Source organism: Klebsiella sp. H-Nf2, assembly GCF_002806645.1.
Taxonomy (GTDB): Bacteria; Pseudomonadota; Gammaproteobacteria; order Enterobacterales; family Enterobacteriaceae; genus Klebsiella; species Klebsiella variicola.
Map to the genome: position 1 here is coordinate 126,048 of NZ_PIBL01000002.1, position 11,961 is coordinate 138,008.

12 protein-coding genes are annotated in these 11,961 nt (G+C 60.4%); 7 read left to right on the forward strand and 5 right to left on the reverse strand.

Going from position 1 to position 11,961, the window contains the following annotated elements:
* The first annotated feature begins 146 nt into the window (after positions 1–146).
* On the forward strand, positions 147–1,244 hold the full coding sequence (locus CWM58_RS07250; protein ID WP_061153249.1) for a glycerol dehydrogenase: 1,098 nt from the start codon (positions 147–149) through the stop codon (positions 1,242–1,244).
* Positions 1,245–1,345: 101 nt separating this feature from the next.
* Positions 1,346–3,271, forward strand: coding sequence for a dihydroxyacetone kinase operon transcriptional regulator DhaR (gene dhaR / locus CWM58_RS07255; protein WP_100631950.1), 1,926 nt, complete (start codon positions 1,346–1,348; stop codon positions 3,269–3,271).
* On the opposite strand, the gene CWM58_RS07260 is transcribed toward dhaR, so the two are convergent.
* The 4 genes from CWM58_RS07260 to CWM58_RS07275 are packed head-to-tail and all read right to left on the reverse strand — an operon-like array spanning position 3,249 to position 5,767.
* Positions 3,249–3,779 (reverse strand): cob(I)yrinic acid a,c-diamide adenosyltransferase, encoded by a 531-nt coding sequence (locus CWM58_RS07260; RefSeq protein WP_100680626.1) that lies wholly within the window; start codon positions 3,777–3,779, stop codon positions 3,249–3,251. The two genes, dhaR and CWM58_RS07260, sit on opposite strands and share 23 nt — an antisense overlap.
* Positions 3,780–4,133 carry a glycerol dehydratase reactivase beta/small subunit family protein gene (locus CWM58_RS07265; RefSeq protein WP_061153252.1) on the reverse strand — a complete coding sequence of 118 codons (354 nt, stop codon included), beginning with the start codon at positions 4,131–4,133 and terminating at the stop codon, positions 3,780–3,782. It abuts the gene before it with no gap.
* Positions 4,134–4,153: 20 nt separating this feature from the next.
* Positions 4,154–5,317, reverse strand: coding sequence for a 1,3-propanediol dehydrogenase (dhaT, locus tag CWM58_RS07270; protein WP_100680627.1), 1,164 nt, complete (start codon positions 5,315–5,317; stop codon positions 4,154–4,156).
* A gap of 21 nt (positions 5,318–5,338) precedes the next feature.
* On the reverse strand, positions 5,339–5,767 hold the full coding sequence (locus CWM58_RS07275) for a GlcG/HbpS family heme-binding protein (protein ID WP_100680871.1): 429 nt from the start codon (positions 5,765–5,767) through the stop codon (positions 5,339–5,341).
* A gap of 414 nt (positions 5,768–6,181) precedes the next feature.
* Between CWM58_RS07275 and CWM58_RS07280 the strand changes: the two genes are divergently transcribed.
* From CWM58_RS07280 to CWM58_RS07300, 5 genes are read left to right on the forward strand one after another with little or no spacing between them, the layout of a single operon-like run.
* Entirely contained in the window at positions 6,182–7,849 is a 1,668-nt protein-coding gene (locus tag CWM58_RS07280) for a propanediol/glycerol family dehydratase large subunit (RefSeq protein ID WP_061153254.1), read from the forward strand.
* 12 nt (positions 7,850–7,861) lie between these two features.
* Positions 7,862–8,446 carry a propanediol/glycerol family dehydratase medium subunit gene (locus tag CWM58_RS07285; RefSeq protein WP_074387547.1) on the forward strand — a complete coding sequence of 195 codons (585 nt, stop codon included), beginning with the start codon at positions 7,862–7,864 and terminating at the stop codon, positions 8,444–8,446.
* Between the two features lie 2 nt (positions 8,447–8,448).
* Positions 8,449–8,874, forward strand: a complete 426-nt coding sequence (locus CWM58_RS07290; protein ID WP_023291057.1) for a glycerol dehydratase small subunit DhaB3 — start codon at positions 8,449–8,451, stop codon at positions 8,872–8,874.
* A 12-nt stretch (positions 8,875–8,886) separates the two neighbouring features.
* Positions 8,887–10,710: a diol dehydratase reactivase subunit alpha gene (locus CWM58_RS07295; RefSeq protein WP_100680628.1), complete on the forward strand. Its 1,824-nt coding sequence runs from the start codon at positions 8,887–8,889 to the stop codon at positions 10,708–10,710.
* Positions 10,711–10,763: 53 nt separating this feature from the next.
* Positions 10,764–11,567, forward strand: a complete 804-nt coding sequence (locus CWM58_RS07300) for an MIP/aquaporin family protein (protein WP_100631944.1) — start codon at positions 10,764–10,766, stop codon at positions 11,565–11,567.
* Positions 11,568–11,635: 68 nt separating this feature from the next.
* On the opposite strand, the gene hdeB is transcribed toward CWM58_RS07300, so the two are convergent.
* Positions 11,636–11,941, reverse strand: coding sequence for an acid-activated periplasmic chaperone HdeB (gene hdeB, locus CWM58_RS07305; RefSeq protein WP_012540524.1), 306 nt, complete (start codon positions 11,939–11,941; stop codon positions 11,636–11,638).
* Positions 11,942–11,961: the final 20 nt, after the last annotated feature.

The following is an 11,961-nucleotide window of genomic DNA, read 5'->3' on the forward strand; positions in this document are numbered from 1 at the left end:
AGGCGAAAGATTTTTTTGTTCCCTGCCGGCCCTACAGTGATCGCACTGCTCCGGTACCGTTCCATTCAGGCCGCGTTTTACCGGCCGGCGCGGATAACGCCAGGGCTCATCATGTCTACATGCGCACTTATTTGAGGGTGAAAGGAATGCTAAAAGTTATTCAATCTCCAGCCAAATATCTTCAGGGTCCTGATGCTGCTGTCCTGTTCGGTCAATATGCCAAAAACCTGGCGGAGAGCTTCTTCGTCATCGCCGACGACTTCGTGATGAAGCTGGCGGGGGAGAAAGTGGTGAATGGCCTGCAGAGTCACGATATTCGCTGCCATGCGGAACGGTTTAACGGCGAATGCAGCCATGCGGAAATTAACCGGCTGATGGCGATTTTGCAAAAACAGGGCTGCCGCGGCGTGGTCGGCATCGGTGGCGGTAAAACCCTCGATACCGCGAAGGCGATCGGTTATTACCAGAAGCTGCCGGTGGTGGTGATCCCGACCATCGCCTCGACCGATGCGCCGACCAGCGCGCTGTCAGTGATCTACACCGAAGCGGGCGAATTTGAAGAATATCTGATCTATCCGAAAAACCCGGATATGGTGGTGATGGACACGGCGATTATTGCTAAAGCGCCGGTGCGTCTGCTGGTCTCCGGCATGGGCGATGCGCTCTCCACCTGGTTTGAGGCCAAGGCCTGCTACGATGCGCGCGCCACCAGCATGGCCGGGGGGCAGTCCACCGAGGCGGCGCTGAGCCTCGCCCGCCTGTGCTATGATACGCTGCTGGCAGAGGGCGAAAAGGCGCGTCTGGCGGCGCAGGCCGGGGTGGTGACCGAAGCGCTGGAGCGCATCATCGAGGCGAACACCTACCTCAGCGGCATTGGTTTTGAAAGCAGCGGCCTCGCCGCCGCCCATGCGATCCACAATGGCTTCACTATCCTCGAAGAGTGCCATCATCTGTATCACGGTGAGAAAGTGGCCTTCGGTACCCTGGCGCAGCTGGTGCTGCAGAACAGCCCGCTGGACGAGATTGAAACCGTGCTGGGCTTCTGTCAGCGCGTTGGTCTGCCGGTGACGCTCGCGCAGATGGGCGTCAAAGAGGGGATCGACGCGAAAATCGCCGCGGTGGCGAAAGCCACCTGCGCGGAAGGGGAAACCATTCACAATATGCCGTTTGCAGTGACCCCGGAGAGCGTTCACGCCGCTATCCTCACCGCCGATCTGTTAGGCCAGCAGTGGCTGGCGCGTTAATTCGCTGTGACTAAACCGCTGGCGCAGGTCAGCGGTTTTTCTTTCTCCCCTCTGGCAGTTGCTGCCGGAGGGGTTCTCTATGGTAAAACGCGGAAAAGGATATGACTGTTCAGACTCAGGATACCGGGAAGGCGGTCTCTTCCGTCATCGCCCAGTCATGGCATCGCTGCAGCAAGTTTATGCAGCGCGAAACCTGGCAAACGCCGCACCAGGCCCAGGGCCTGACCTTCGACTCGATCTGTCGGCGTAAAACTGCGCTGCTGACCATTGGTCAGGCGGCGCTGGAGGACGCCTGGGAGTTTATGGACGGCCGTCCCTGCGCGCTGTTTATTCTTGATGAGTCCGCCTGCATCCTGAGTCGCTGCGGTGAACCGCAAACCCTGGCGCAGCTGGCTGAACTGGGATTTCGCGACGGCAGCTACTGCGCGGAGAGCATTATCGGCAGCTGCGCGCTGTCACTTGCCGCGATGCAGGGGCAGCCGATTAATACCGCCGGCGATCAGCATTTTAAGCAGGCGCTGCAGCCGTGGAGTTTCTGTTCGACGCCGGTGTTTGATAACCACGGGCGGCTGTTCGGCTCCATCTCCCTCGGCTGCCTGGTGGAGCAGCAGTCCAGCGCCGACCTCTCCCTGACGCTGGCCATCGCCCGCGAAGTGGGTAATTCCCTGCTCACTGACAGCCTGCTGGCGGAGTCCAACCGCCACCTCAATCAGATGTATGGCCTGCTGGAGAGCATGGACGATGGCGTGATGGCGTGGAACGAGCAGGGCGTCCTGCAGTTTCTCAATGTTCAGGCGGCAAGACTGCTGCATCTTGATACCCAGGCCAGCCAGGGAAAAAATATCGCCGATCTGGTGACCCTCCCGGCGCTGTTGCGCCGCGCCATCAAGCACGCCCGCGGCCTGAATCACGTTGAAGTCACTTTCGAAAGCCAGCATCAGTTTGTCGACGCGGTGATCACCTTAAAACCGATTGTCGAGGCACAAGGCAACAGCTTTATCCTGCTCCTGCACCCGGTGGAGCAGATGCGACAGCTGATGACTAGCCAGCTGGGTAAAGTCAGCCACACCTTTGAGCAGATGTCAGCCGACGATCCGGAAACCCGGCGCCTGATCCACTTTGGCCGTCAGGCGGCGCGCGGCGGCTTCCCGGTGCTGCTGTGCGGCGAAGAAGGAGTCGGGAAAGAGTTGCTGAGCCAGGCCATCCACAATGAAAGCGAGCGGGCGGGCGGCCCCTACATCGCCGTCAACTGCCAGCTGTATGCCGACAGCGTGCTGGGCCAGGACTTTATGGGCAGCGCCCCCACTGACGATGAGAATGGCCGCCTGAGCCGGCTTGAGCTGGCCAACGGCGGCACCCTGTTTCTGGAAAAGATTGAGTATCTGGCGCCGGAGCTGCAGTCGGCCCTGCTGCAGGTGATTAAGCAGGGGGTGCTCACTCGCCTCGACGCCCGGCGCCTGATCCCGGTGGATGTGAAGGTGATTGCCACCACCACCGTCGATCTGGCCAACCTGGTGGAACAGAACCGCTTTAGCCGCCAGCTGTACTATGCGCTGCACTCGTTCGAGATCGTCATCCCGCCGCTGCGCGCCCGGCGCAACAGTATCCCATCGCTGGTGCATAACCGGCTGAAAAGCCTGGAGAAGCGTTTCTCTTCGCGACTGAAAGTGGACGATGACGCGCTGGCGCAGCTGGTGGCCTACTCGTGGCCGGGGAATGATTTTGAACTCAACAGCGTCATTGAAAACATCGCCATCAGCAGCGATAACGGCCACATTCGCCTGAGTAATTTGCCGGAATATCTCTTTTCCGAGCGGCCGGGCGGGGATAGCGCGTCATCGCTGCTGCCGGCCAGCCTGACCTTTAGCGCCATCGAAAAGGAAGCCATCATTCACGCCGCCCGGGTGACCAGCGGGCGGGTGCAGGAGATGTCGCAGCTGCTCAATATCGGCCGCACTACCCTGTGGCGTAAAATGAAGCAGTACGATATTGACGCCAGCCAGTTCAAGCGCAAGCATCAGGCCTAGTCTCCTCGATACGCGCCATAGAGAACAGGGCATCCGACAGACGATTGCTGTAGCGTTTGAGCGCGTCGCGCAGCGGATGCGAGCGGTCCATGGCCATCAGCAAGCGTTCGAGCCGACGGGCCACCGTGCGCGCCACGTGCAGCTGGGCGGAGGCGAGATTCTTCCCCGGGATCACAAACTGTTTTAACGGGCCGCTCTCGGCCATATTGTGGTCGATAAGCCGCTCCAGGGCGGTGATCTCCTCTTCGCCGATCGTCTGGCTCAGGCGGGCCAGGCCCCGCTCATCGCTGGCCAGTTCAGCCCCCAGCACGAACAGCGTCTCCTGAATCTGATGCAGGCTTTCCCGCAGCCCGGCGTCGTGGGTCGTGGCGTAGCAGACGCCCAGCTGGGATATCAGTTCATCGACGGTACCGTAAGCTTCGACGCGAATATGGTTTTTCTCGATGCGGCTGCCGCCGTACAGGGCGGTGGTGCCTTTATCCCCGGTGCGGGTATAGATACGGTACATTCAGTTTCTCTCACTTAACGGTAGAACTTTTACCAGCTGCCCGGCGTTGGCGCCGAGCGTACGCAGATGATCGCCGCTATCGGTGATGTGCCCGGTAGCCAGCGGCGCGTCCGCCGGCAATTGGGCATGGGTTAGGGCTATCTCGCCGGACGCGCTGAGCCCGATGCCCACCCGCAGGGGCGAGCTTCTGGCTGCCAGCGCGCTTAGCGTACCGGCGTCACCGCCTCCGTCATAGGTTATGGTCTGGCAGGGGACCCCCTGCTCCTCCAGCCCCCAGCACAGCTCATTGATGGCGCCGGCATGGTGCCCGCGCGGATCGTAAAACAGGCGTACGCCTGGCGGTGAAAGCGTCATGACGGTCCCCTCGTTAACCCTTAGAAGGCCTGGCGGAAAATCACGGCAATCTCCTGCTCGTTGCCTTTACGCGGGTTCGAGAATGCGTTGCCGTCTTTCAGGGCCATCTCCGCCATGTACGGGAAGTCGGCCTCTTTTACCCCCAGATCGCGCAGATGCTGCGGAATACCGATATCCATCGACAGACGCGTGATAGCGGCGATCGCTTTTTCCGCCGCGTCGAGGGTGGACAGTCCGGCAATGTTTTCGCCCATCAGTTCAGCGATATCGGCGAATTTTTCCGGGTTGGCGATCAGGTTATAGCGCGCCACGTGCGGCAGCAGGACGGCGTTGGCCACGCCGTGCGGCATGTCGTACAGCCCGCCCAGCTGGTGCGCCATGGCGTGCACGTAGCCGAGGTTGGCGTTATTGAAGGCCATCCCGGCCAGCAGAGAGGCGTAGGCCATGTTTTCCCGTGCCTGAAGGTTGCTGCCGAGGGCCACGGCCTGGCGCAGGTTGCGGGCGATGAGGCGGATCGCCTGCATGGCGGCGGCGTCAGTGACCGGGTTGGCGTCTTTGGAGATATAGGCCTCGACGGCGTGGGTCAGGGCATCCATCCCGGTCGCCGCGGTCAGGGCGGCCGGTTTGCCGATCATCAGCAGCGGATCGTTGATGGAGACCGACGGCAGGTTGCGCCAGCTGACGATCACAAACTTCACTTTGGTTTGGGTGTTGGTCAGGACGCAGTGGCGGGTGACCTCGCTGGCGGTGCCGGCGGTGGTGTTGACCGCGACGATGGGCGGCAGCGGGTTGGTCAGGGTCTCGATTCCGGCATACTGGTACAGATCGCCCTCATGGGTGGCGGCGATGCCGATGCCTTTGCCGCAGTCGTGCGGGCTGCCGCCGCCCACGGTGACGATGATGTCGCACTGTTCGCGGCGAAATACGGCGAGGCCGTCACGCACGTTGGTGTCTTTTGGGTTGGGCTCGACGCCGTCAAAGATCGCCACCTCGATACCGGCCTCCCGCAGATAATGCAGGGTTTTATCCACCGCGCCATCTTTAATTGCCCGCAGGCCTTTGTCGGTGACCAGCAGGGCTTTTTTCCCCCCCAGCAGCTGGCAGCGTTCGCCGACCACGGAAATAGCGTTGGGGCCGAAAAAATTAACGTTTGGCACCAGATAATCAAACATACGATAGCTCATAATATACCTTCTCGCTTCAGGTTATAATGCGGAAAAACAATCCAGGGCGCACTGGGCTAATAATTGATCCTGCTCAACCGTACCGCCGCTAACGCCGACGGCGCCAATCACCTGCTCATTAAAAATAACGGGCAGGCCACCGCCAAAAATAATAATTCGCTGTTGGTTGGTTAGCTGGAGACCATACAGAGATTGTCCGGGCTGGACCGCTGGCGTAATTTCATGGGTACCTTGTTTGAGGCTGCAGGCGCTCCAGGCTTTATTCAGGGAAATATCGCAGCTGGAGACGAAGGCCTCGTCCATCCGCTGGATAAGCAGCGTATTACCTCCGCGGTCGACCACGGAAAATACCACAGGTACGTTGATCTCAGTGGCTTTTTGTTGCACCGCCGCCGCCATTTTCTGGGCGGCGGCCAGGGTGATTGTCTGAACTTGTTGGCTCTTTTTCATCATTCTCTCCCGCGCCAGGATAATGCTGTCGCGCATAGTCAGTAGGGGGCGATAGTAAAAAACTATCACCAGACGGTTGTCTTGCTTTATTTTTGTTAGCGTTATTTTGTCGCCCGCCATGATTTAGTCAACAGGTCTAAAACGGCTTCGGAAAAACGCGAGGGGAGGCTTTTTTCATTAATTGATTTATATCATTGCTGATGATCACATTTTTTATTTTTGCCGTGGAGATGGAGTTTCATAGTGAAACTGTTTGCCGATTTAACGTGCCAAATTGAAACGAAATTAATTTTATTTTTTTCAGCACTGGCTCATTTAAAGTTCCGCTATTGCCGGTAATGGCCGGGTGGGCGGTGACGCTGGCCCGGCGTGTTCGCTACCGCCTGCGGATTTCACCTTTTGAGCCCATGAACAATGAAAAGATCAAAACGATTTGCAGTACTGGCCCAGCGCCCTGTTAATCAGGACGGATTGATTGGCGAGTGGCCTGAAGAGGGGCTGATCGCGATGGAAAGCCCCTTTGACCCGGTCTCGTCGGTAAAAGTGGAAAACGGTCTGATCGTCGAGCTGGACGGCAAGCGCCGGGACCAGTTTGACATGATCGACCGGTTTATCGCCGATTACGCGATCAACGTTGAGCGCACGGAGCAGGCGATGCGCCTGGAGGCGCTGGAGATAGCCCGCATGCTGGTGGATATTCACGTCAGCCGGGAGGAGATCATTGCCATCACCACCGCCATCACGCCGGCCAAAGCGGTTGAAGTGATGGCGCAGATGAACGTGGTGGAGATGATGATGGCGCTGCAGAAGATGCGCGCCCGTCGGACCCCCTCCAACCAGTGCCACGTCACCAACCTCAAAGATAATCCGGTGCAGATTGCCGCCGACGCCGCCGAGGCCGGGATCCGCGGCTTCTCCGAGCAGGAGACCACGGTCGGTATCGCGCGCTACGCGCCGTTTAACGCCCTGGCGCTGTTGGTCGGTTCGCAGTGCGGCCGCCCCGGCGTGTTGACGCAATGCTCGGTGGAAGAGGCCACCGAGCTGGAGCTGGGCATGCGTGGCTTAACCAGCTATGCCGAGACGGTATCGGTCTACGGTACCGAGGCGGTATTTACCGACGGCGATGATACGCCGTGGTCAAAGGCGTTCCTCGCCTCGGCCTACGCCTCCCGCGGGTTGAAAATGCGCTACACCTCCGGCACCGGCTCCGAAGCGCTGATGGGCTATTCGGAGAGCAAGTCGATGCTCTACCTCGAATCGCGCTGCATCTTCATTACCAAAGGCGCTGGGGTGCAGGGGCTGCAGAACGGGGCGGTGAGCTGCATCGGCATGACCGGCGCCGTGCCGTCGGGCATTCGGGCGGTGCTGGCGGAAAACCTGATCGCCTCCATGCTCGATCTCGAGGTGGCATCGGCCAACGACCAGACCTTCTCCCACTCGGATATCCGCCGCACCGCGCGCACCCTGATGCAGATGCTGCCGGGTACCGACTTTATTTTCTCCGGTTACAGCGCGGTGCCGAACTACGACAACATGTTCGCCGGCTCGAACTTCGATGCGGAAGATTTTGATGATTACAACATCCTGCAGCGTGACCTGATGGTTGACGGCGGCCTGCGTCCGGTGACCGAGGCGGAAACCATTGCCATTCGCCAGAAAGCGGCGCGGGCGATCCAGGCGGTTTTCCGCGAGCTGGGGCTGCCGCCGATCGCCGACGAGGAGGTGGAGGCCGCCACCTACGCGCACGGCAGCAACGAGATGCCGCCGCGTAACGTGGTGGAGGATCTGAGCGCGGTGGAAGAGATGATGAAGCGCAACATCACCGGCCTCGATATTGTCGGCGCGCTGAGCCGCAGCGGCTTTGAGGATATCGCCAGCAATATTCTCAATATGCTGCGCCAGCGGGTCACCGGCGATTACCTGCAGACCTCGGCCATTCTCGATCGGCAGTTCGAGGTGGTGAGCGCGGTCAACGACATCAATGACTATCAGGGGCCGGGCACCGGCTATCGCATCTCCGCCGAACGCTGGGCGGAGATCAAAAATATTCCGGGCGTGATTCAGCCCGACACCATTGAATAAGGCGGTATTCCTGTGCAACAGACAACCCAAAATCAGCCCTCTTTTACCCTGAAGACCCGCGAGGGCGAGGCGGCTTCTGCCGATGAGCGCGCCGATGAAGTGGTGATTGGTGTCGGCCCTGCCTTCGATAAACACCAGCATCACACCCTGATCGATATGCCCCATGGCGCGATCCTCAAAGAGCTGATTGCCGGAGTGGAAGAAGAGGGGCTTCACGCCCGGGTGGTGCGCATTCTGCGCACGTCCGACGTCTCCTTTATGGCCTGGGATGCGGCGAACCTGAGCGGCTCGGGGATCGGCATTGGTATCCAGTCGAAGGGGACCACGGTCATCCATCAGCGCGATCTGCTGCCGCTCAGCAACCTGGAGCTGTTCTCCCAGGCGCCGCTGCTGACGCTGGAGACCTACCGGCAGATTGGCAAAAACGCCGCGCGCTATGCGCGCAAAGAGTCACCTTCGCCGGTGCCGGTGGTGAACGACCAGATGGTGCGGCCGAAATTTATGGCCAAAGCCGCCCTGTTTCATATCAAAGAGACCAAACATGTGGTGCAGGACGCCGAGCCCGTCACCCTGCACGTCGACTTAGTAAGGGAGTGACCATGAGCGAGAAAACCATGCGCGTGCAGGATTATCCGTTAGCGACCCGCTGCCCGGAGCATATCCTGACGCCTACCGGCAAACCATTGACCGACATCACCCTCGAGAAAGTGCTCTCTGGCGAGGTGGGCCCGCAGGATGTGCGGATCTCCCGCCAGACCCTTGAGTACCAGGCGCAGATTGCCGAGCAGATGCAGCGCCATGCGGTGGCGCGCAATTTCCGCCGCGCGGCGGAGCTTATTGCCATTCCTGACGAGCGCATTCTGGCTATCTATAACGCGCTGCGCCCGTTCCGCTCCTCGCAGGCGGAGCTGCTGGCGATCGCCGACGAGCTGGAGCACACCTGGCATGCGACGGTGAATGCCGCCTTTGTTCGGGAGGCGGCGGAAGTGTATCAGCAGCGACATAAGCTGCGTAAAGGAAGCTAAGCGGAGGTCAGCATGCCGTTAATAGCCGGGATTGATATCGGCAATGCCACCACCGAGGTGGCGCTGGCGTCCGACGACCCGCAGTCGAGGGCGTTTGTTGCCAGCGGGATCGTCGCGACGACGGGCATGAAAGGGACGCGGGACAATATCGCCGGGACCCTCGCCGCGCTGGAGCAGGCCCTGGCGAAGACGCCGTGGTCAATGGCCGATGTGGCTCGCATTTACCTTAATGAAGCCGCGCCGGTGATTGGCGATGTGGCCATGGAGACCATCACCGAGACCATTATCACCGAGTCGACCATGATCGGTCATAACCCGCAAACCCCGGGCGGGGTGGGCGTTGGCGTGGGGACGACCATCGCCCTCGGGCGGCTGGCGACGCTGTCGGCGGCGCAGTATGCCGAGGGGTGGATCGTACTGATTGACGACGCCGTCGATTTCCTTGACGCCGTGTGGTTGCTCAATGAGGCACTCGAGCGGGGGATCAACGTCGTGGCGGCGATCCTCAAAAAGGACGACGGCGTGCTGGTGAACAACCGCCTGCGTAAAACCCTGCCGGTGGTGGATGAAGTGACGCTGCTGGAGCAGGTCCCCGAGGGGGTGATGGCGGCGGTGGAAGTGGCTGCGCCGGGCCAGGTGGTGCGGATCCTGTCGAATCCCTACGGGATCGCCACCTTCTTCGGGCTAAGCCCGGAAGAGACCCAGGCCATCGTCCCCATCGCCCGCGCCCTGATTGGCAACCGTTCAGCGGTGGTGCTCAAGACCCCGCAGGGGGACGTGCAGTCGCGGGTGATCCCGGCGGGCAACCTCTACATTAGCGGCGAAAAGCGCCGCGGAGAGGCCGATGTTGCCGAGGGCGCGGAAGCGATCATGCAGGCGATGAGCGCCTGCGCCCCGGTACGCGACATCCGCGGCGAACCGGGTACCCATGCCGGCGGTATGCTCGAGCGGGTTCGCAAAGTGATGGCGTCCCTGACCGGCCATGAGATGAGCGCGATATATATCCAGGATCTGCTGGCGGTGGATACGTTTATTCCGCGCAAGGTGCAGGGCGGGATGGCCGGCGAGTGCGCCATGGAGAATGCCGTCGGGATGGCGGCGATGGTGAAAGCGGATCGTCTGCAGATGCAGGTTATCGCCCGCGAACTGAGCGCCCGACTGCAGACGGAGGTGGTCGTGGGCGGCGTGGAGGCCAACATGGCCATCGCCGGGGCGTTAACCACTCCCGGCTGTGCGGCGCCGCTGGCGATCCTCGACCTTGGCGCCGGTTCGACGGATGCGGCGATCGTCAACGCGGAGGGGCAGATAACGGCGGTGCATCTCGCCGGAGCGGGGAATATGGTCAGCCTGCTGATTAAAACCGAGTTAGGCCTCGAGGATCTTTCGCTGGCGGAAGCGATTAAAAAATACCCGCTGGCCAAAGTGGAAAGCCTGTTCAGTATTCGTCATGAGAATGGCGCGGTGGAGTTCTTTCGGGAAGCCCTCAGCCCGGCGGTGTTCGCCAAAGTGGTGTACATCAGGGAGGGCGAACTGGTGCCGATCGATAACGCCAGCCCGCTGGAAAAAATTCGTCTCGTGCGCCGCCAGGCGAAAGAGAAAGTCTTTGTCACCAACTGCCTGCGCGCGCTGCGCCAGGTTTCACCCGGCGGTTCCATTCGCGATATCGCCTTTGTGGTGCTGGTGGGCGGCTCATCGCTGGACTTTGAGATCCCGCAGCTTATCACGGAAGCCCTGTCGCATTATGGCGTGGTCGCCGGGCAGGGCAATATTCGGGGAACAGAAGGGCCGCGCAATGCGGTCGCCACCGGGCTGGTACTGGCCGGTCAGGCGAATTAAACGGGCGCTCGCGCCAGCCTCTCTCTTTAACGTGCTATTTCAGGATGCCGATAATGAACCAGACTTCTACCTTAACCGGGCAGTGCGTGGCCGAGTTTCTTGGCACCGGACTGCTCATCTTCTTCGGCGCGGGCTGTGTCGCTGCGCTGCGGGTCGCCGGGGCCAGCTTTGGTCAGTGGGAGATCAGTATTATCTGGGGCCTTGGCGTCGCCATGGCCATCTACCTGACGGCCGGCGTCTCTGGCGCGCACCTTAATCCGGCGGTGACCATTGCCCTGTGGCTGTTCGCCTGTTTTGAACGCCGCAAGGTGCTGCCGTTTATTGTCGCGCAGACGGCCGGGGCTTTCTGCGCCGCCGCGCTGGTGTATGGACTCTATCGTCAGCTGTTTCTCGATCTTGAACAGAGCCAGCATATCGTTCGCGGCACTGCCGCCAGCCTTAACCTGGCCGGGGTCTTTTCCACGTACCCGCATGCGCATATCACCTTTACACAAGCGTTTGTCGTGGAGACCACCATTACGGCTATCCTGATGGCGATGATCATGGCCCTGACCGACGACGGCAACGGAATTCCGCGCGGGCCGCTGGCGCCGTTGCTGATTGGCTTACTGATCGCTGTGATCGGCGCGTCGATGGGACCGCTAACCGGCTTTGCGCTGAATCCGGCGCGCGATTTCGGCCCTAAACTGTTTACCGGTCTGGCCGGGTGGGGCTCGATTGCCTTTACCGGCGGGCTGGCGATCCCCTACTTTCTGGTGCCGCTGCTGGCGCCGGTGGTGGGGGCGATTATGGGGGCGTTTTTATACCGCAAGCTTATCGGCCACCATCTGCCGTGCGAATGCGGTATCGATAAGTGAGACGGGGCCCGCCGCGTCACGGCGGGTAACGAGGTTAACTTTCCCCGGCGGAACGCCGGGGAGCAGGATTATTTTTTGATGACCGCGCTGAGGTCGCCGAGTTTAGCGGCGGGGTTCTTGTGGCACTGCTGCAACATTTTTGGCACCGAGACGGTCTCGACTTCATGCCAGTCGACATAGTCGCCGCCGCTGAAGTCGGTGTTGCGATTCACGACCCAGAAGGCCACGGGGGTCATGCTTTTCGGGTTCATATCCATAAATTCCTGACAGGTCATATTCTGCGGTGTGGTTTCCTGAACCGCAAACGCCGGGCTGGTCATCAGACAGAATGTGGTGGCCGCCGCGGTCAACACGAGTGCTTTAGGTAAATTCATTTTCTTCTCCAGTGATAAAA